Source organism: Catenovulum sediminis, assembly GCF_007289895.1.
In the GTDB taxonomy this organism is placed as follows: domain Bacteria; phylum Pseudomonadota; class Gammaproteobacteria; order Enterobacterales; family Alteromonadaceae; genus Catenovulum; species Catenovulum sediminis.
This window is the reverse complement of record NZ_CP041660.1, coordinates 3,343,093-3,366,813: the sequence shown is the minus strand read 5'-3', so window position 1 is coordinate 3,366,813 and position 23,721 is coordinate 3,343,093. Positions and strand designations below refer to the sequence as shown.

Genomic DNA, 23,721 nt, shown 5'->3' with positions numbered 1-23,721 from the left:
TCTATAGCTGCGCGCTAATTGGGATTAATCGCTTAATACCAAAGCCTGAAATTTGCAGTAAGCTTTTGCGGCTTGGTTGTCCATTAATTTGATTTTTTTGCAAAACAAAACTGACTTTGGTTTTTTCTCCCTGCAATAAAACCGGTGAGGCATAATTTGTAATATCAGAAAGCAATTCACTTTCTGCCACTGAATCTACTTCAATCGCTACAGGCACTGAGGCGGAATTATCCGTACCCAATACATTCTGAAACAAAAAATCAGATGGAATACGACCAATATTTTTTACCATGATTTCGTATCGGTTATTACTGGGTTGGAAAACCACACCATCACTAGATATCCCTGAAATTTGCAAGTTGCCATAGAATTCAGAATTTCCTTGACTATAAATCCAGTAAGCCTGATTACGTTCGACAATTGTTTGATTTGGCTCGGTGATCAATGTCCATTTATTGTCAATCAGCCGGTAGGCAACCAGTTGTTGATGTGCTGCGGATGATTCAAAAAAGTCCGCAAAGGTGAGCGGTAAAGTTTCGTCGACTTCAAAACCAATTAATGTAAATGCGTTTGCCTGCCAGTTGGGTTTAAGAAACTTAACTTCACCTGTTATTTGCCAATTAAAATCGTCCGTAGCATGAACTAAGTATCCCCGGCCACTATTCAAGCGGTACAAATTAGTTAAAAAAGAATCTTCACGACTGGGCGCTATCCATTTATGCCACTGTGCAGATTTCCAATTTTGCTCGTTTGGTTCATCTATAAATTCAACCGAGCTTAAAGGGGCAAAATAACTGGCGATCATATCTATTTTTGTGTCGGACAATAACGTATTTAAATCGTCAGATTGCGGCTCTACCATTAAATAAACTGCATTCCAGCCTTGATTCAAAGAGATAGTTTGGGTTTGCAATGTATTTGCATTCACAACAAAAACAAATGACAAAAGTATTGCCGGTATGAATCTATTCAATGTGAGTTCTCCAATATTTTTATAGAACGTCATATAACGGTCTTTCGTTTTCTAATTTGGTATTTCCTGAATTGGTACTGCAAACTAATTAACAATATCAATATAAGCAATAAGTAATGAATCGAACCACCACTACTTTCACTGCGACCGGAAGCGGTAAATAAACTATCAATGCTTGTTTGTGCCTGATTGTCATTTGTATCAACATCCATTATGTCCGCTTTAGCAGCGACCGATATTAAATCGGATTGCATCGCAACACCGGCATATTTTTGTAATCTAAAGCGAGTCGTCGCTTTCACGCCATTGGCTAACGTACCTAAATCGCAGACAAAAACCACTAAACTGGTAGACACTTGGCGTATACAGTTCTGTGGAACATCTAAATATCCTAAGCCTTCAGGGAAGCTTACTGTGATTTGATTATTCGTCGTACTTAAAGCGCTATTATTTTTAACGATCGCCGAATAGCTAAATATCTTCTCATTGTTATTCACAATCTCAGCTACCGCACTAACTGACAAGTTACCACCATATTTTGAAAACTCACTTTCAACAAAGTTGTTGCCAGTGTTTGTATCGGCAAGAGATGCTTTATGTGAAGCATTAATTTTCGAATTGAGTAAATTTCCTGATAAAACGAGTGGGATGGTGATTTCACTACCCGCTAAAACGGTACCAATAGAACAGACGATGACCTTTGTTGTTTCGTTTACACAGTAAACAGGCATTGATTTGACGTCGATATCATCAGGCACATTGATCGTTACTTTATTTTCCAAACTATCTACTTGTGCACTATTTTCTATAAGTAATTTATATAAAACTTGATGATTTGTATTTTCTTCAAGGACCATCAACTGTGTTTGCGCTTTCAACACCAAATCGGCTTGCTGGCCTAAATTGCCATTTGAGTTGCTCGTAAACAAAGCCATTTTTCCTTGCGTTTTATCGTAACTAACAATATCAGCAAGGCCGTCTCCGTTGAGGTCGACAGGCGCAATTACGGAGGAATTAGAGACAATCACAGACTCTTGTAACTCAAACTGATTTAACTGACCTTTGTTTTTATAAATTTGAACAACGCCAGTGTCGTTACCAATCATTAAGTCTGGTTTGTTGTCGCCGTCAAAATCGGCTATTTGTACTTTATTACTTGAGGCACTACCAAAACGCCCGACTGTCTCCAGTTTATTGGCTGTGGTGGAAACGACACTGACTGAACGTTTTGCTTTGCCATCATTATTTACCGTGCTTGTGGTTGTTGATCTGGCCGTCACCACAATTTCTTGACTATTGTCACCGTCTAAATCAGCTACCGCAATATCCGTTATCCCGACAATTTCTAATGGTTCACTTGCAGGAACAAAACTCGCTTTGCTAATTTTGGCGGCCAGTGAGCCATCCAGCGTTGGTCGGGCACTGATTGTTTGTTGTATTTGATAAAACAATATTTGTAAACTCTGGCCTGTTGCCACAGCAATCTTATTGTCGGCAATCAAGTTCGCAATACTGGTAATCGGATGATTCGCAGTGTAAACATCAGGCGCTTCACTAAAATAACCGTCTACATTGATATAGACACTTAAATTATAACCCTGTCCGGACATGACCAAGTCTGGATAACCATCCTGATTAAAATCTTGAATAAATGCCTTTTTACCAAAATTTAACGCAATCGTTTGTGTTGAGCTTTCAAACAAACCTTCACGGGTCGCATAATACACATCAGACACCTGTCCCTGACTATTGATGACAAGCACATCAGTTCGCCCATCTAAATTAAAGTCATTTGCGATAATCGTTTCAGTTTGCCCTGTGTTGTTGAGGCTCGCCAACAACTCACTCTGTCCCGCTTCGCCGTCTAATCTTAATATTTTAACCGTATCCCCTTGTTCAGTACCGGCGATAATTTCAATACCTTGCCGCTCATGCAAATCAGCGGTCGTTAAAGCCGTTGCATTACTGATGTCAAAACTTGCATTACCTTGAGTAACCGCCTGACGAATAAAACTAATATCTGAATTAACATTTGCCAGACGATTGTCATTGATATCAATCAATTCAGCAGATACCAAAGTATCTTGTACTTGCTCTGCTGTAATGACCACATTCACCTCAACAGTCTCATTGCTTGGAATGATAAGTTCGCAACTCAAATTAAGGGCATTTTCGCTACAATTTTGAGCTGAAACAATTTGTGTGCCTTCACTAAATTCTAGCAATAAAGTGCCAGAAACTGAGGTATCAGAAAATGATTGCAGGCGTAGGTTGAGTGTCGCTTCTTGTGCAACAAATGCCGGTGCGTTAGACCAATTTGCAGCTAGATGTACCTCTGCGGTTTCTCTTTGCAATACTTCAAATGTTGATTGCTGCTGTGCAGTTGCACCTTCATTATCACGAACATTTACGGTGAACGAAATATCCCCACTGATATCACTTGGCACTAATCCATTAATATTAAAACCATCCAAACTAAGCCAATCCGGCCCTTGGTATTCTAATTGAAGATCTACGCTATCCGGGTCGGATACACCAACAAAATATTCAAATACTGAACCCTGCTCTATCGCATCGAGCTCCAATGCTGAGATAAATATGGGCGCATCATTTATTGGATTAATTTGTATATCAACTTGAGAGACATTAGATTCAACTTGCCCATCTGATAGACGGTAACTAAAACTATCATTGAGAAATTCAGAGCCATCATGCTGATATTCGAAACGACCATCCGCCAACATTGAAAATACGCTTGCTCTGCTCGGTTGAGTCACAAGCTCAATAGTCAGATTGGCAGTTGTATCATCAACGTCAAAATCATTAACCAGTATGCTTTTGCTGTCATCAACGGATAACAGAGCGCCTTCTGTCACTTCATAAAAATCATTTGTAGTAACTGGCGCATCGTTTACAGCTTCTATGATAACCGATATTTCAACACGGTCAGTTAACGCACCATCAGACACTTGCAGCGTAAAGAAGTCATTGCCCACATAGTTTTGATGTGGTGTATAACTGAGTTCGCCATTTATTAAACTCACATCGCCAAAATCGGGGGAGTTGAAACCGTCCAGGATAAGGTATCCAGATCGTTATCCGTTGCGCTCAGTACCATACTTGTTTTCTGGTCTTCTACTCCGGTTAGACGAATAGGTTCTTCCAACTCGATTACGGGTGCGTCGTTAACGCTGATAACATTAATATTAAATAATAAACTATCCGTTAGAAGTCCATCACTCAGTGTCACTAAAATTCGATCTTGGCCAAAAAAGTTGGCCACAGGCTGATAATCCAGAATGCCATTTTCGATGGAAACCAATGCTGCACTATTTAAGCCATCGATTGACCAAACAAGCTCTGTATTATCTGGGTCGAATGCCCTTAAAGGATACTTAACACTTTGATCTTCATTAATTTCAATGGTTGTAACGGCTGGGCTAGTACCACTTTCTGTAATAATCTGAGGTGCGTCATTTTGCGCAATAACGTCTACTTCAACGGTGATAACATCAGTCAACTCACCATCCGACAATTCCACAACAAAACTATCTGACGCCTCACTATTTGCTAATGGTTGATAATTGACTAACCCTTGAGTTACGGTCGCGATCCCGAAACTGGGTGCATTTACGATTCTCCAGCTAAACGTCTGACTATCGGTATCGGTTGCTGATAACTTTCTGGAAATATTTTGATCTTCAATAGTCGACAGCAATAATGATTCTCCTTGATTGATGACAGGCGCATCATTAACGCTGATCACATCTATTGAATATGATTGACTAATAACCCCATTGTCATCATCCGTTACTATCAATTCAACCGCATGAATACCCGCTAACGCTTCCGTTGGGGTGCCTTGCAATACGTACGCTACTTCACTGATTTTTTCTAACGTCAGCCAGTCCGGTACATTAGCGGATAGTTGCAATTCGCTATTTTCAATATCGGATAATTCAATTTCATATTGATACAGTTCATCTTCAAATACCGATTCAACTGGCTGTGATTCAATTTTTGGTAAATCATTTACCGCAACTATCTGGATTGATACCACAGTTTCGTCGGACAATGCGCCTTGATTATCTGCTACTTGATAACTAAAACTGTCAGCACCGTTTTCATTTTCGGTAGGACGGTAAATGACTATACCATTAGATTGAATTTCCAGTGTTCCTTTGCCAGGTTCTGAGGCAAGGACAATACTGCCTTCGTCCAATGTACCATCAATATCTTGGTCATTCGATAAAATATCGAGTTCGATAACCGTATCTTCATTCGTTTGATAACTATCTGCATTGGCAACAGGTATATCATTGACAGAGGTGACGCTGATACTGACTAAGCTGATATTTGAGGTTAGACCCGTACTATCAGAAACTTGGTAGGTAAAACTGTCAGAACCAAAATAATTTTGTCTTGGTCTATAAATCACCATACCTGAATCGGTGGTTTCAAGTTGACCAAACTCGCTGTTTTCTATGATCTCAATGCTATTCACGTCGATGTCATTTTCGAGATCGCTGTCGTTACCCAAAACATTAATTGCTTGAATGGCATCTTCCAATAATAGCACTTGGTCTGGAAGAGTTACCGGCGCGTCGGCTACCGCCTGTACTTCAATATTTACTGTAGCAGATGATGAGCTTGCCCCTTCGCTGTCTGTCAGTATGTATTGGAAATGATCACGACCGTTGAAATTTGCATTTGGTGTATAACTCCACAGTCCATCCGGCGTTTGAGAGACTGAACCAAATGCGGGTTTAGCGAATATCGAAATATTGAAAGGTGATAATTCACTATCTTCAATATCACTATCGTTAACGATCAGCTGTATAACAACACTTTGATCTTCAAGTGTTGTGGCTTCATCATCTACCGCTGTTGGCGCATCATTTAAGCCTTGAACATTTATGATAACGCTGACCGGATTACCATAATCCCCTTGCTGGTCGGCAACGTGGTAGCTAAAAACATCCGTTCCGACATAGTTTTCCAAAGGTATGTAGTGAATTTCTCCGCTTTGAATACTGACTGTGCCTTGTTGAGCCGGATTAACAATATCTAGTGTTTCTGCGTTGATTTCATCGCCTTCGTCAATATCATAATCATTTGCAAGTACATCTATAAGCGTTTCAGCATCTTCATTTATGCTTATTTGGTCAGCGGTGAGTATAGGTGAATCATTTGCAGGCAATACATTTATTGTTACGATAGCCGGATTCGAACCTTCACCTTGTGTATCAGAAACCTGATACACAAAACTATCTGTTCCATTAAAGTTTAACACTGGGATATAAGTTAATACGCCGTTGGCGGTATTGACACTCACTGAACCGTGCTGTGGTTGTTCGATAACAGTAGTACTGGACGCAACAATAAGCCCGTCGCTATCTGTATCGTTTGCCAGTACATTAATTTGCACTGCGTTATCTTCTATTGTTTCAGCGTTATCATCATTTGCCAAAGTCAGGTTATTAACCGTTGAAAACTTCCATTCAATTGATGCACTGTCAAATGGGTTGTTTGATAAGTCTGTTAATAGACCCTCTGAAAAAACAATTTGATATTGAGTATTGGGTAGCAATGTTGATTGCAAAGCAAGAGTTAACTGTGATTCAGTAATATTAATTGCATCTGGCGCTAGGTTTTCGATAACTTCTGCAGTTTCAATATCAACTATACCAATCGCAATTTCTGCGGGTGAGGCTACTTGAACGGGTTCATTGAATATAACGTCAAAAACCAGTCCACTAGTTGGCATAAAGGCTTCATTATTTGCAGGCAATAGTTCAACCACCTGCGGCGCATTCAAATCAAGAACAGTAATTTCAAATTGCTGGCTAATGATTTCATTACCATCGGTTACGGCCAAAACAACCGAATGACTGCCAATATTATCATTCGTCGGTGTACCGGATAAGATTTGAGTGCTGGTATTAAAGGTTAACCAACTCGGCAAACTGGTTGCTGAATAACTTAAAGTATCGCCGGTATCGACATCACTTGCGGTGAAAGTATAGCTATATAAAACATCTTCTAAGCCAGAGGTGATTTCTGTGCTGGTAATTACTGGCGCATCATTGACATTATCCACGACAATCGTAAAGCTTTGATTAACCGTTTCATTACCATCCGTTACCAAAAGGACAACCGAATGACTGCCAATATCATCATTTGTTGGTGTACCGGATAAGATTTGAGTGCCAGTATTAAAGGTTAACCATGTAGGGATTGCCTGTGCAGAATAACTTAAAGTATCCCCTGCATCGACATCATTTGCGGTGAAGGTATAACTATATAAAACATCTTCTAAGCCGGAGGTGATTTCCGTACTGGTAATTACTGGCGCATCATTGACGTTATCCACGACAATCGTAAAGCTTTGATTAACAGCTTCGTTGCCATCGGTCACCAAAAGGACAACCGAATGACTGCCAATATTATCATTTGTCGGTGTACCAGATAAGATTTGAGTGCCGGTATTAAAGGTTAACCAACTCGGTAAGGTGGTTGCTGAATAATTTAAAGTATCGCCGGCATCGACATCACTTGCGGTGAAAGTATAGCTATATAAAACATCTTCTAAGCCGGAGATGATTTCTGTGCTGGTAATTACTGGCGCATCATTAACGTTATCCACGACAACCGTAAAGCTTTGATTAACCGTTTCATTGCCGTCCGTTACCGAAAGGACCACTGAGTGACTGCCAATATTATCATTCGTCGGTGTACCGGATAAAATTTGAGTACCGGTATCAAATGTTAACCAACTCGGCAAAGTAGTTGCTGAATAACCTAAAGTATCGCCGGCATCGACATCACTTGCGGTTAAAGTGTAGCTATATAAAACATCTTCTAAGCCAGAGGTGATTTCCGTACTGGTGATCACCGGCGCATCATTCACGTTATCCACGACAATCGTAAAACTTTGACTGACCGTTTCATTACCATCGGTTACCGCCAAAACAACTGAGTGACTGCCAATGTCATCATTTGTCGGTGTACCGGAGAGCACTTGTGTACCCGTATCAAATGTTAACCAACTCGGTAAAGTAGTTGCTGCATAGCTTAAGGTATCGCCGGCATCGACATCATTCGCGGTAAAACTGTAGCTATATAAAACATCTTCTAAGCCGGAGGTGATTTCTGTGCTGGTGATCACCGGTGCATCATTAACGTTGTCGACCACTATCGCAAAACTTTGGCTGACCGTTTCAGTGCCATCTGTTACCGAAAGGACCACTGAGTGACTGCCAATGTCATCATTCGTCGGTGTACCGGATAAAATTTGAGTACCGGTATCAAATGTTAACCAACTCGGCAAAGTAGTTGCTGCATAGCTTAAGGTATCGCCGGCATCGACATCATTCGCGGTGAAACTGTAGCTATATAAAACATCTTCTAAGCCGGAGGTGATTTCTGTGCTGGTGATCACCGGCGCATCATTCACGTTATCCACGACAATCGTAAAACTTTGACTGACCGTTTCAGTGCCATCTGTTACCGCCAAAACAACTGAGTGACTGCCAATGTCATCATTTGTCGGTGTACCGGAGAGCACTTGTGTACCCGTATCAAATGTTAACCAACTCGGTAAAGTAGTTGCTGCATAGCTTAAGGTATCGCCGGCATCGACATCATTCGCGGTAAAACTGTAGCTATATAAAACATCTTCTAAGCCGGAGGTGATTTCTGTGCTGGTGATCACCGGTGCATCATTAACGTTGTCGACCACTATCGCAAAACTTTGGCTGACCGTTTCAGTGCCATCTGTTACCGAAAGGACAACTGAATGACTGCCAATATCATCATTCGTTGGTGTACCAGATAAAACTTGTGTACCGGTATTAAAGGTTAACCAACTCGGCAAAGTGGTTGTAGAATAACTTAAGGTATCCCCTACATCGACATCACTTGCGGTAAAACTGTAGCTATATAAAACATCTTCTAAGCCAGAGATGATTTCCGTACTGGTGATCACCGGTGCATCATTGACGTTATCCACGACAATCGTAAAGCTTTGATTAACCGTTTCATTGCCGTCCGTTACCGAAAGGACAACTGAATGATTACCAATATCATCATTCGTTGGTGTACCAGATAAAACTTGTGTACCGGTATTAAAAGTTAACCAACTCGGCAAAGTGGTTGCTGAATAAACTAAAGTATCCCCTACATCAACATCACTTGCGGTTAAAGTATAGCTATATAAAACATCTTCTAAGCCAGAGGTGATTTCCGTACTGGTAATTACTGGCGCATCATTCACGTTATCCACGACAATCGTAAAGCTTTGATTAACCGTTTCATTGCCGTCCGTTACCGAAAGGACAACTGAATGACTGCCAATATCATCATTTGTTGGTGTGCCGGATAAGATTTGAGTGCCAGTATCGAAAGTTAACCAACTCGGCAGAGTGGTTGCTGAATAACCTAAAGTATCGCCGGCATCGACATCATTTGCTGTCAGAGTATAACTATATAAAACATCTTCTAAGCCAGAAGTGATTTCTGTGCTGGTGATTACTGGCGCATCATTGACATTATCCACGACAATCGTAAAGCTTTGATTAACCGTTTCATTGCCGTCCGTTACCGAAAGGACAACTGAATGATTACCAATATCATCATTCGTTGGTGTACCAGATAAAACTTGTGTACCGGTATTAAAAGTTAACCAACTCGGCAAAGTGGTTGCTGAATAAACTAAAGTATCCCCTACATCAACATCACTTGCGGTTAAAGTATAGCTATATAAAACATCTTCTAAGCCAGAGGTGATTTCCGTACTGGTAATTACTGGCGCATCATTCACGTTATCCACGACAATCGTAAAGCTTTGATTAACCGTTTCATTACCATCCGTTACCGAAAGGACAACCGAATGACTGCCAATATTATCATTCGTCGGTGTGCCAGATAAGATTTGAGTGCCCGTATCAAATGTTAACCAACTCGGCAAAGTGGTTGCTGAATAAACTAAAGTATCCCCTGCATCGACATCACTTGCGGTAAAACTGTAACTATATAAAACATCTTCTAAGCCGGAGGTGATTTCTGTGCTGGTGATCACCGGCGCATCATTCACGTTATCCACTTGAATAGCAAAACTTTGGCTGACCGTTTCGTTGCCGTCCGTTACGGCCAAGACAACCGAATGACTGCCAATATCATCATTCGTTGGTGTGCCGGATAAAACTTGTGTACCCGTATCGAATGTTAACCAACTCGGCAAAGTGGTTGCTGAATAAACTAAAGTATCCCCTGCATCGACATCATTTGCTGTCAGAGTATAACTATATAAAACATCTTCTAAACCAGATGTGATTTCTGTGCTGGTAATTACTGGCGCATCATTAACGTTATCCACGACAATCGTAAAGCTTTGATTAACCGTTTCGTTGCCATCTGTTACGGCCAAAACAACTGAGTGACTGCCAATGTCATCATTTGTCGGTGTGCCGGATAAAACTTGTATACCCGTATCAAATGTTAACCAACTCGGCAAAGTGGTTGCAGAATAACTTAAGGTATCCCCTGCATCGACATCATTTGCGGTGAAAGTGTAGCTATATAAAACATCTTCTAAGCCAGAGGTGATTTCTGTGCTGGTGATTATTGGCGCATCATTAACATTATCCACGACAATCGTAAAGCTTTGATTAACCGTTTCATTGCCGTCCGTTACGGCCAAGACAACCGAATGACTGCCAATATCATCATTCGTCGGAGTGCCGGATAAAACTTGTATACCCGTATCAAATGTTAACCAACTCGGCAAACTGGTTGCTGAATAACTTAGTGTATCGCCGGCATCGACATCACTTGCGGTGAAAGTATAGCTATATAAAACATCTTCTAAACCAGAGGTGATTTCCGTACTGGTGATCACCGGTGCATCATTGACGTTGTCGACCACTATCGCAAAACTTTGGCTGACCGTTTCAGTGCCATCTGTTACCGAAAGGACAACTGAGTGACTGCCAATATCATCATTCGTTGGTGTGCCGGATAAGATTTGAGTGCCAGTATCGAAAGTTAACCAACTCGGCAGAGTGGTTGCTGAATAAACTAAAGTATCCCCTGCATCGACATCACTTGCCGTTAAAGTATAACTATATAAAACATCTTCTAAACTGGAGGTGATTTCTGTGCTGGTGATCACTGGTGCATCATTAACGTTATCCACGACAATCGCAAAACTTTGGCTAATAGTTTCATTACCATCGGTTACCGAAAGGACAACCGAATGACTGCCAATATTATCATTTGTCGGTGTGCCGGATAAGATTTGAGTGCTGGTATTAAAGGTTAACCAACTCGGTAAAGTGGTTGCTGAATAACTTAAAGTATCCCCTGCATCGACATCATTTGCTGTCAGAGTATAACTATATAAAACATCTTCTAAACCAGATGTGATTTCTGTGCTGGTAATTACTGGCGCATCATTAACGTTATCCACGACAATCGTAAAGCTTTGATTAACCGTTTCGTTGCCGTCGGTTACCGAAAGGACAACTGAATGACTGCCAATATTATCATTTGTTGGTGTACCGGATAAAACTTGAGTACCGGTATCAAATGTTAACCAACTCGGCAAACTGGTTGCTGAATAACTTAAAGTATCGCCGGCATCGACATCACTTGCCGTGAAAGTATAGCTATATAAAACATCTTCTAAGCCAGAGGTGATTTCTGTGCTGGTGATTACTGGCGCATCATTGACGTTATCCACGACAATCGTAAAGCTTTGATTAACCGTTTCATTGCCATCCGTTACCGAAAGGACAACTGAATGACTGCCAATATCATCATTTGTCGGTGTGCCGGATAAGATTTGAGTGCTGGTATTAAAGGTTAACCAACTCGGCAAAGTGGTTGCTGAATAATTTAAAGTATCGCCGGCATCGACATCACTTGCTGTCAGCGTATAACTATATAAAACATCTTCTAAGCCGGAGGTGATTTCCGTACTGGTAATTACTGGCGCATCATTGACGTTCGAAATTGTTAGAGTAAAGGCCTGTTCTGTATATAAAGTGCCATCACTGACACGTAAATTAATATTGTGTGTACCGACTTCATCATTACTAGGCGTACCTGATAAAGTGCGACTCACGGCATCAAAAGTCAACCAAGATGGGATAGTAATCGCAGAATAGGTAAGCGTGTCATTATTACTATCTGTCGCGGACATCGTATAACTATATGTTAAATCTTCAAATGCAAAATCAAAATAAATACTGGTTATTTCAGGTTTTACATTAACATCAACATAAAATCGATGAGAAACCACATCCGTCCCATCGGCTACAGATAATTCAACAGTATTATCCTCCCAATAACTGGAAAAACTAGGTGTGCCGGATAACACCCCTGCTGCCGCGTCAAAACTTAACCACGTTGGCAAGGTAACGGCAGAGAAAGTTAAAGTATCATTTGTATCCACATCGCTAGCAGTTAGAGTATAACTGTAACTTGCACCTTCATGGGCTATCAACTCAGGTGAACTGGTTACAACAGGCAAACTATTGGAAAAATCGACGAGTAGCTGAGAAACACTAGGTGAAAACGCCGTACTTCTGCTATCTATTTCAAGTCGCCAACGTAAATCAGAACCACTGCCATTTGGAAAAGAAAAACCCTCAGCCTGCTGAATCGGATACCAATTTAAACCACCGTTATTTGACAACAAATACGTAATTTCTGAGTGAGCGCTCAGTGTAGACAAGGCGGTCAATTCTGCTCTGGGGATATCAGTAATAGCTGAATTTAACTTTATCGATGTTGCTTGATTTTGTGTAGGTAAAAATTTCTCTATACGGCGCAGGCGACTTTCTTCAAGTAAATTTGCTTCAATTAATTCCGAGACACCATTAAAATCAATATCTGCTACTTCAATTGCCCATGTTGCGTAAGAATTAGTATCGAGTGCAACTCCACTATCAAAAGAACCGCTACCATCATTAAAATGTATGCGATTAGGTGCATTTTCATTGGCAAAAATAACATCCAAATCGCCATCCTGATCAACATCTACAAAATCAATATCTCTGGTGCTCTCAGCAAAAGCTCCAAAATCAGTGCCCGTGGCAGCAAAACCACCCGAACCATTATTCAAATACAGCTTATTTATCAAACTTCCTGAAAATCCGTATGCTACAACCATATCTGGATAAGAATCTTGGTTTAAATCTGCCAGAGAAACAATGGTTGCAGCACTATTATTTTGTGCAACCGTTGTTGCTGCGCCGAAAGTCCCGTCACCATAACCTAAGTACAACAAGGGTTGAGTTGCAGCAACGACAACATCGACATTTCCATCATTATTTACATCACTGGCAGCAACTGTCGCGCCAGAAGTATCAGCGCTTAAATTAGTACCTGTTGTAGGGAAGCTACCGTCACCGTTATTTAAATAAATTTTTTGGGCTATACCTGAATCAGTGCCCACTACCACATCCATATAACCATCACGATTAAAATCGGCTATATCGACACTCCAGGAAACATCAACTTCATTACCAATCGTACTAACCGCAAAAGTAGCATCACCGTTGTTTAAATAGATTTTATTCGTTTGATTATAAGTAGCCGTGACTATATCTGGATCGCCATCATTATCCATGTCTGCAACACGTACTTCTTGGATCTTTTCACTACTACTACCACCTATTTCAGTAGCCGTAGCTAAAAGTTGACCAATACCATCATTAAGGTAAATTTTTACTGCTTGTTCGTCATTTGCAATAAGTAAATCTGGCCATCCATCTTGATTAAAATCTGCAACCCGAGCATCCCGAGAATTGTCTGTATTTGCAGAAATGACCGATGAAGATTGCGAAAAGTGACCGGGATGTTTATTAAAAAGAATCTGGCTTGACAGTCCACCGTAGCTAAAAAGCAAATCCAAGCTGCCGTTTGCATCAAAGTCTGCAAAGTCAAGTACAGAAGTTTGTGTCGATTGCCAATCTAATACTTCAGCTATTGAGAAATTAGCCGAACCATCATTGTAAAAAACAAGGTTTTGCAATGCCTTGCCGCACACCAAATCCAAATCGCCATCATTATCTAAATCCAATAATTTGCTGGTATATGTTTGACCGGTACCGGCTCCATAGCTTGTTCCTTGCAAGGATAAGACACCAAAACCATCATTTAAGTAAATTTGAATTTCCCCATTTTGCAATGAGAAAATCAAATCGACATCATTGTCACCATCAAGGTCACCATAATCAGCCGAATTTACATCTAACCCTGCCGTTGTAAATTCAACACCCGGTTCGATAAAATTACCCAAAGACGAATTAAAATAAATTTTGCTGGTAACCGTATCATTAACGACAACCAAGTCTTTCAAACCGTCACCATCTAAATCCGCTAATAATGCAGTCTCAGTGTCATCTGTTTGATTACTGAATATTTGTGAAGCAGAAAATACGCCGTTTCCTTCATTAAGATACAACAGATCACTAGCTGAATTTTCGATAGCAACAATGTCATTTAAGCCATCTAAATTAACATCCGTGACTAAAATTTCTACCGTGTTTCCAGCTTCACTTGCAAAACTGACAGGCGCGAGAAAACCGCCTGTTTGATCATTTAAATAATACGTATTTGCTGCAGCTTCATTAGCGCAAACCAAATCTTTAAAACCATCATGATTGATATCCGCCAGTGTCATGGAATTAGGGACATTTGTACCGAGCAATACACCACTTAGCATTTTCCCCAAGCCATCATTCAAATGAAGATAAATACCCTCTCCTGATTTAGCGACAATAATATCCGGAGAAAAATCTGAATTGACATCGCCGATAACGATCGTGTTTAAATTCTCCGTACCTGTAATATCAACACCCGTTTTTGGCCAACCACCAGCAACAGAATTACGATAGAGTCGGTTAGGATTACCAGATGTATTGGCGGTAACAACGTCTTTATCACCATCGTTATCAATATCAAGTAATGCAACGTCCATCGTTGCGTACGCGTCAGAACCAATATCACTATCTAATAAAAAGTTACCTGCGCCATCGCCCATAAAATATTGCAATGAATGCTGATAATTCGCAACGGCAAGATCTAGAATGCCATTATTGTTAATATCTGCGAGCGCTAGAGCACGTGTTGATAATGAATCTGCAGAAACACTCCCCAACAGCGAAAAATTACCGGTACCGTCATTCAGATAAATATTATTTGTGCCTTGCCGCGCATTGATTAAATCAAGATCACCATCGTTGTCGATATCGCCTGCTACGTATGCGTAAGTATCATTGGTTTCTGCGCTCAGTGTATATGAGGTCGGAAAATTACCTGAACCGTCATTAAAATAAATTTTGTCTGCGCCATTTAATGACAAATTAGCAACAACAACATCCAGATCGCCATCATTGTCTAAGTCTGCCAATAACAAACCAAACGAGTTCTGCATATCACTTGAAATGTTTGTACCTGCCGAAAATTGCCCTGTTCCATCATTAAAAAATATTCGGTTTGGCTCACCGTAATTACCCTGCAACCCATTGTTTGCAGTCAATATATCTATATCACCGTCATTATCTATATCAGCAGTAACAATTTGTGTCGTTGCATAGTTGCCATAGACAAAAGGAGGGGAGTGAGGGCCTAATGTTGTACCAAAAGAATCAAAATTTCCGTTGCCATCGTTTAAATGTATTTTGTTCGGTTCTTCATAGTTGCCAACCGCCAAATCTAAATAACCATCACCATCAAAATCAGCTAATACGATGGATTGACTATTCACACTCTCCTCTGCCACACTTATCGCGGTTGAACTAAAACCGCCGTCACCATCATTTAAATACAGCTGATTAGCTTGCCCCCTATTGGCATAAATTAAATCAATATCCCCATCATTATCTATATCACCGTAAGCCACACCGGGCGTCCAATCGTTTTCTGAGCCGATTGATTCACCATCCGCTAAAATAGCCGTCAAATTTAAAAAAGAAGGATCTACTACAGGTAAGGTCAGCTGCGATGACGCACTAGACCATTCTAAACTGGTTTTATCTGGATCTAACAAATCTAAATTTGTAAAGTCTTCGGTTACCGGCAATCCTGCTGACGCAGCCTGAACACATATTGTCTGAAGATAAATATAAATCCCGACTATTGCTCTAAGTAAAAAGTACATAGGTAAATTATTTATCTTCATTAATCATCTTCTTAGAGAATAGTTTAACGTTTAGAAAATCTGATTTTCCAGGGTAATCAGACTCCAGTACTCGAAAGTTAAAACTCACTTCCATGGTTGGATAAAGTTGTTGAATATAATCCGCAATATTTTTAGCTCGACTAGACGCGAGTTCTATCGCACCAATATAAGAACCACGATTTTTTATTACTGATTCTAAAATGATGGTGTCAAAGTTTTTTTGGCGAACAAATTCAGAAATAGCAGACTTATTTATTGATGATAACCAGTCTGAATAAGACTTAAACCTAACCTGATGCATATTGTTGGAAAGAAATTTAGCTTCTAAACTATCAACCTGAACTAAAAGCGCGTGGTTTTCTGGATTAACATTAGATTTGCCCCATTGCACAAATATTTTATCGTTTTTGACACCATTAGAATTAAGATATTGATTAACTTCATTTGCCCGCCATAAGCCGGCTCTTTTTTGAAGGTGTTCAGAATCTACTTTTGACTGCAATATTTGAATACGAATGATGGAGTGAGGATGTTTTTTGCTGGCTTGCGCGATTTGCAACAACAGTGATTTTTTATCCTGATTGAGCTTATATGCATCTTTAATAAATTTGAATTTTATCGATTTAGAATAAGCGCGACCGGCTGACCTAGAGCCCTTAGCCAAATTAGAGCCCTCAGCTAAATTAGAGCCCTCAGGTACCTTAGAACTTTTAGCATTGTTTGGCACAGCTGCTGCGGTTACTTGTTTACTATCTTCCAATCTAGGGGGGGATTGCGGTGTCGAATTTACTGGCATCAATACAATTTCAGATCTTCTGGGTTGAATTCTAGTGTTTGTACCCGTTAAAAAATGATATTTAAACCCCAGAGATAAATTAGAAACTGTGTGTCGATTCAATTGATATTGGTTGGCTTGTATAAAAAAAGCGAGGTTCGATTTTATCTGATGTGACAGTGCGATACCGTAAAATACACTGTTGCCCTCTTCTTCTACGGTCAAAACTTGTTGATTAGAGTTTCTTATATTAAAAGAATTTTGCCAAAATAAACCACCAACATTCAATGAAACATCTACCGTTTTAAATACCGGGTAACTGGCTACCATTGATAAATGATATCCACGGCCAGTATCGACATATACCGGTTTTACTTGCTGATGAAAAGCATTTAAGTCAGTTGTTAATCCTGAGAATTTCAAATCCCGACGGCCAAGATCCTGATACCCGATTTCCATAGCCATGCGAGGATGAAATATATAACCTAAAGATATGTCGTAACTGTTTCCTGTTTTACCAACATCCAAGGAAGCAAGGGTTACATCTTGGTAAGCATTGGCAAACGCACTGTTGTCAATATGAGTCTGAGATTTTCCGATACCTGCTTTTATATAAGCCAAATATTTATTATCTCCAGCTGACACCGTACACGACAATACAAGCAGTTTTAATAGTACAGGAAACATAATTTTTTTAAGCTTCCAACGACAATACCTATGTTTCCAAGTCACTATTTATTATTATCCAAAATTACATGTATCCTGTCATCGGCAGGAATCTGAAAAACTATAGCGTTTTTTCAAAAAAATAAAACGAATACAATAATAAGCATAGACAAAAAAGCCACCGTATTTTCAATTAAATAAAAAGAAATACGATGGCTTTGCTATTTTTTAGTTAAACTTTAATACTTATTTCAGCCTGATTATACGTTGTAGGTACTTGAAGATGTGTCGCCACCTCTTCCTGTCCAGTTAGTATGGAAAAACTCACCACGCGGTTTGTCTGTACGCTCATATGTGTGGGCACCAAAATAGTCACGCTGCGCTTGTAATAAATTGGCAGGCAATCGTGCAGTGCGGTAGCCGTCAAAATAAGTTAATGCAGCACTTAAACAAGGTACCGGAATACCGTTGGCAATTGCAGTACCAACGACTTTACGCCAGCCCGGTTGAGCGGATACAACCGTATCTTTAAAATAAGGGTCTAACAATAAGTTAGATAATTCTGGATTATTACCATATGCTTCTTTGATTTTGCCTAAGAAAGCAGAACGAATAATACAACCACCACGCCACATTAACGCGATACCACCATAATTTAAATCCCAGCCATATTCTTTGGCAGCTTCGCGCATCAATACATAACCTTGTGCGTAAGAAACCATTTTAGCGGCTAATAATGCTTGACGAAGGTCTTCGATAAAGGCTTTTTTATCGCCCGCAAATTCTATTGCTGGGCCTTCTATAACTTTAGAAGCTTCAACACGCTCTTCTTTTTGTGCAGAAATACAACGTGCAAATACAGATTCAGCAATTAAGGTTAAAGGAACGCCCAAATCTAACGCGACAACACCTGTCCATTTACCGGTACCTTTTTGTCCAGCTGTATCTAAAATTTGTTCTACTAAAGGCTCACCGTTTTCATCTTTATAGGCAAAAATGTCTCGGGTGATTTCAATTAAATAACTGTCTAGTTCCGTTTCATTCCATTGTGCAAATACTTGATGAATTTCATCTGCAGATAAACCCAATACCGTTTTCATTAACTGATATGCTTCACAAATCAATTGCATATCACCATATTCGATGCCGTTGTGAACCATTTTCACAAAGTGACCCGCACCTGCATCACCAACCCAATCACAACAAGGAACGGTTAAATCACCATTCTCGTCTGCTACTTTAGCTGAAATGCCTTGAAATATATCTTTTACAAATGGCCATGCTTCTTTGGCTCCGCCTGGCATAATTGAAGGACCTTTTAATGCGCCCTCTTCACCACCTGATACACCGGTGCCAATGTAATGTAAGCCTTTGCTGGCTAAATATTCAGTACGGCGATTTGAATCTGGAAAATGCGTATTACCACCATCAATAATAATGTCACCTTTTTCTAGGTGGGGAATCAACTGTTCGATAAAATCATCAACAGGCTGTCCCGCTTTTACCATCAACATGATTTTGCGTGGTTTTTCTAAAGAAGCAACAAGCGACTCTATACTATCAGCACCTCGAATGGATTTTCCTTCAGCTCGGCCATTTAAAAATTTTTCTACTTTATCGTATGTACGGTTATACGCTGTAACGGTAAACCCCTTGCTTGCCATATTAAGCACCAGGTTTTCACCCATTACAGCCAAACCGACTAGGCCGATATCTGATTTTGCTTTCATTATGTTCTCCCATGTATTGATATATTCCTTGGGCGTGCGGGCCCAAGGTCTTACCAGCGTCTTATGCAAATATTCTGCTTATATGACGCTCAAAAATATTTTCAGTTACATTCTTGCCAACAATATCTTTATTGTCTTTCAAAGCTTGTAAATAACGATCACCCATTTGTGCAGCGACTTTATAACCAACATGTAATAACTGACGCAAATGCGGGTTATAATCAGGGTGGTTCAAATCATGACGTAATGCGTTTGCATACTGCTGGCCTGTCCAAGCATTTACCGTATCTGCTGTTGGAAGTTTAGCTGGATCAATGTCAATAACGGTTGCATAAGGCGCGCATAAAGCTTCATAGTTATCTAAAGAATTAGAATACACTTCTTTTGCGATAACCAATCCTTCACCTTCTGATTCAGCCAAGCCAATAAGCTCTTCTAACCAAGTGGTACCAGCTGTTTTTAAGTGTATGCCTGCATTATGTTTTTTCAAATTTTTGCCGATAGATTCATAAATAGAAAACTTATCAGAACCCGAATGAACACTTAATTTCAAAGTTTCAGGTAAACCAAACTCACTAATTGCATACGCTATGACAGCCAAGTCTTGATCAAACTCTTTGTCAAATTGTACAACATCTCCCACATAATCAACACCTTTGTTAAAGCGACCGGTAAATTTAGGTGCAATGGTTTGAGCTGGGATACCTTCTTGTGCAATTGCACTTAATATAAAAAACAATTCCAATGGCGTCTGAGGGTTTTCACATTCATCCATTGAAACCTCAGTTACAAACTCTCCATTCTTGTTTGCTGTGATTTTATCGTAAATTTGTTTTGCCAGTTTAACGGCCCCTAGAAACTCTTTAGCAATTGAGCGTACCTGCTCTTCACTGACATCAAACACCTCGTCAATGCCCGGGATCTGTAGCTGGCCGATGTATTTAGCCTGTGCTTTGACAAAAGATTCAATATCTTCATCGGGTGCTGCTAAACCTATTTGTTCAGCGACATCCAAAGTAAAAAAGTTACTACATGCAATAAACGCGTCTACATTGCCCAGTTGAATATGGTCAGCATCAACAAAATAAGGTAACTGCCAATTTTTCGCTTTTACCGCAGCATCTGCTTCATCACGCAAGCTTTGCGGTTGAGTACCAATTATTTGATGCTCTCTGTTTGATTTATTCCACACGGGGAAGATTTCAACACCAAGCTTTTCTTTTGCCTCAATCATCGCCTGTAACTGAGCCTCTGCCTGATGACCAAATCTGTCACCCACGCCAATTGTATACTTTTCAATTTTTAACATATTATCACCTCATTAGAATTATTGAATCTCCGCCACACACTGCCACCGGTGGCAGTGTGAGTGCAAAAATATTCATAGTAGATTAATGTCATGTACCCAAACTTAACTAACGATAACCCCCAAAAGTAAATAGGTACATGCTTGTCGATTTTACCCATAATTTAAATATCTAATTTTTAACCTGCTGATAAAATTAAGCAGATTTAAAAGCAGATCCTTTTTGATAAGGTCTGACACCTGAAAACACATAATTATGTTGTTCACATTCTTGCTTAACGTATTGCATAATTTGCATCAACAAAGTGTCATCAGGCATATTGCCTAACTCTACCACTACGCCTTGTTGCGTAATTCGACAACGGACTGTATCCGTTTTTTGCATAATGTCTTTCAGTTTGCTCTCTAACAAATCAATAAACTTTAAAGTTGTTTGTTTAATCGATATACCTGTTTCTATTCGACTGGCTAAACAAGGTTGTGGAGGCAAGCATTTGAGCTCTTGTAGATTTAGATAAGCTGCAAGTTCATATATATCGCCTTTTGTCATATTCGCCTTCACATAGGGGTGAACAACAGAATACTCTTCTGCCGCTTGCAAGCCAGGTCGATAATCGGATAAATCATCTAAATTTGTACCTGAGGCAATCGTTCGATTAAAACAATGAGCAATGCGCTGATACAAATTTCGCTTGCAATAATAGCAACGGTTAACAGGATTATTTTTGTATCTTTCTTCTTTCAATTCTTGCGCATCTAATAGCTTTAATGTCCAGCCATAATTTAGCGTATAACTTTGTATCAGTTTAAATGCAGAAGAAGGCACAGCGGGTGAATAAGCATGCGCGGCAATAACATCACTATCAGCAAAACTGTTAGCAACATACATCAATAACATGCTATCAACACCCCCACTGACCGCGACGGCTAAAGTCGGATATTGATTTAAAACATCAATGAGCTGTTTTAACTTATCTTCAACGAATACCACGCGCTGCCTCTCACCTTTGAACTTCAGCCACTATGCAATTTCGGTACACAATTTAAACCGCTTCAATAAATTTATCTTTATAGGCCCACAAGCCTAAAGCTGGATTGCTGACATAGAAAATTTCTTCACCGTCCGGCATGGTATTCCAACCATCTTTCAATGTCTCAATGGGATACTTTTTAATCATTTCTTGATAGTGGCAATACTGATAATTAACAGATTCTATTTCTTCTTTGGAAACGCCGTCAGCCGGACAATATGTCACATTAAAGCGATTATCCGTTGTACCATGAATTAAATGCGCCGCAGCAGATAAATTAGAAGCCAGTTGCGGGTTTTGTTTAACCGCCGCTAATGTTTCATCTGTAGTTTTATAGCCAAATTTACGAATAAGCTGATCAATTTCCATGTCCTCACCAAACCGATGTAACGCTGGCGCTAATACAATCAAGTCACCGCCATCAGCCATCGCCATCCGTGTTCGATAAATGGCTTTGTTGCCTAACCAAGTTGTTTTAAATTCACTGGGCTCTAAATAAACAACCGCTTTGTTAATTGGCTTTTCCAAAAGGTTTAAATTTAGTTTCTGACTCAGTTTGCATGCTTGCGTATAGGTCTCTGTTTGATTGCCACAAAACACACCTTGCAACGCAAGCTTGTCATTTTTGTTACCCAATACGGTTAAAATAAATTCAATGGGCAGATGTCGTAAATATTCATCAAAACCTTCATTTAAGGCCTGCCTGACAGGGGTATTAACCTGCCCCATAATGCGCTCCATGCCATACACAGCGCCTAAAAAATGAGATTTGTGAATGGTATCCGAGCCGCCCGTACCAACCAGTATATTTTTGGTGTAATTTGCCATACCAATCACTTCATGCGGCACTATCTGACCGACTGAAACAATAAGATCCCAATTACCTTCATCTAAGATTTTATTAGCCGCCACGTCCATTGTGTAATCTAATTTGCCTTCCGATAATTCAAGCATTCGCTGAGGGCTAATTTCGCCAAACTTTTTAACGTCTGTGCGCCATCGATGCGGAATAAATAATGATTTAGGAATATCTGGACCAAACATCGCGTCAATTTCATCGTCTGACATTGGGTCGTGCGTACCCAAGGCCGGCAAAAAGTAGATTTCGGCTTGATCTTTAAGTGCTTTATAAAGATACGCTGAAATAAAACCGGCTTTTGAATAAAAACGGGTAATATCCGGTGGTAAAATTAAAATGCGTTTTGCGGTGGCCGCTTTTTGTTGGATAAATTCATCCAATATTTTAATTAACGCGTCATCACTAATGGTATTGTCTGTGTCTACAGCGTGTATTGGATAAGACATTATTTGAGCTCCCGCAAAATCATTTCAACTATATACTCAGGTGTGTTGTCAATATTAACAATAACAGCTTGGCTTTCATTCGGCTCTTCTAATGTATCAAATTGAGACTGCAACAAACTGCTGTTCATAAAATGATTTGCGCGTTTTTGCAAACGTTCAGCAATCAGTTCATAACTGCCCTGCAAATAAATAAAGGTCACCTTTTCCGGCAATTCGCTGGCTAGCCAATCTCGATAAATGTTTTTTAACGCAGAACACGCCAAAACAGCACCCCCCTGATCTTGCTGCCATGTTAGCATTTCGTTCGCCAACCCTTTCAACCAAGGAAGCCGATCTTCGTCGGTCAGTGGAATACCTTTAGACATCTTATCTATCGACGCTTTGCTGTGAAAATCATCAGCATCGTAAAAATCTAACCCTAACTTTTCAGCCAGTTGTTTGCCAATAGAAGATTTTCCGCACCCGCTTACCCCCATCACTACATATATCATTTGCTCTCCTGATGTATTAATCACGCAGACCAGCGCAATAATAACAACACTACTTTGCTAATTGTTTAATAGTATGCTTCAATCTCTTGTTAGTTGCTAACGCTAACACAGCTTAAACCTGCGTTATTTAAAACTAAGTCCACTGCTAAGATAATATTAACTAGGATGGGATTAATATATAATGCCACCGGTGGCAGTGTCAAATTAAAAGAGCCTATTTATATTTAAAATTTTACAAAATATTATTACAATTA

Annotated in this window: 9 protein-coding genes; all 9 read right to left on the bottom strand. The window is 39.9% G+C overall.

The genetic code is table 11. The features are described 5' to 3' along the window. Window position 1: 1 nt before the first annotated feature. Entirely contained in the window at window positions 2-973 is a 972-nt protein-coding gene (locus tag FNT16_RS14340) for a hypothetical protein (RefSeq protein WP_143872216.1), read from the bottom strand. 29 nt (window positions 974-1,002) lie between these two features. Further along, a complete protein-coding gene (locus tag FNT16_RS14335; RefSeq protein WP_143872215.1) occupies window positions 1,003-4,017 on the bottom strand; it encodes an FG-GAP-like repeat-containing protein in 3,015 nt (1,004 codons plus the stop codon). After that, complete coding sequence (locus FNT16_RS14330) at window positions 4,014-16,163, bottom strand: putative Ig domain-containing protein (RefSeq protein ID WP_143872214.1); 12,150 nt, start codon at window positions 16,161-16,163, stop codon at window positions 4,014-4,016. Before FNT16_RS14330 ends, FNT16_RS14335 begins: the two co-directional genes overlap by 4 nt. Next, window positions 16,150-17,559 carry a hypothetical protein gene (locus FNT16_RS14325; RefSeq protein WP_246072235.1) on the bottom strand — a complete coding sequence of 470 codons (1,410 nt, stop codon included), beginning with the start codon at window positions 17,557-17,559 and terminating at the stop codon, window positions 16,150-16,152. The genes FNT16_RS14330 and FNT16_RS14325 overlap by 14 nt, the downstream gene beginning before the upstream one ends. Window positions 17,560-17,864: 305 nt before the next feature. Next, window positions 17,865-19,334, bottom strand: coding sequence for a decarboxylating NADP(+)-dependent phosphogluconate dehydrogenase (gene gnd / locus FNT16_RS14320; RefSeq protein WP_143872212.1), 1,470 nt, complete (start codon window positions 19,332-19,334; stop codon window positions 17,865-17,867). Between the two features lie 61 nt (window positions 19,335-19,395). Continuing rightward, window positions 19,396-20,643 (bottom strand): tagaturonate epimerase family protein, encoded by a 1,248-nt coding sequence (locus FNT16_RS14315; RefSeq protein ID WP_143872211.1) that lies wholly within the window; start codon window positions 20,641-20,643, stop codon window positions 19,396-19,398. Between the two features lie 193 nt (window positions 20,644-20,836). After that, window positions 20,837-21,631, bottom strand: a complete 795-nt coding sequence (larE, locus tag FNT16_RS14310) for an ATP-dependent sacrificial sulfur transferase LarE (RefSeq protein WP_143872210.1) — start codon at window positions 21,629-21,631, stop codon at window positions 20,837-20,839. A 52-nt stretch (window positions 21,632-21,683) separates the two neighbouring features. Next, window positions 21,684-22,976 (bottom strand): nickel-dependent putative hexonate epimerase, encoded by a 1,293-nt coding sequence (locus tag FNT16_RS14305; protein WP_143872209.1) that lies wholly within the window; start codon window positions 22,974-22,976, stop codon window positions 21,684-21,686. Continuing rightward, complete coding sequence (locus FNT16_RS14300; RefSeq protein ID WP_143872208.1) at window positions 22,976-23,467, bottom strand: gluconokinase; 492 nt, start codon at window positions 23,465-23,467, stop codon at window positions 22,976-22,978. The genes FNT16_RS14305 and FNT16_RS14300 overlap by 1 nt, the downstream gene beginning before the upstream one ends. Window positions 23,468-23,721 lie beyond the last annotated feature (254 nt).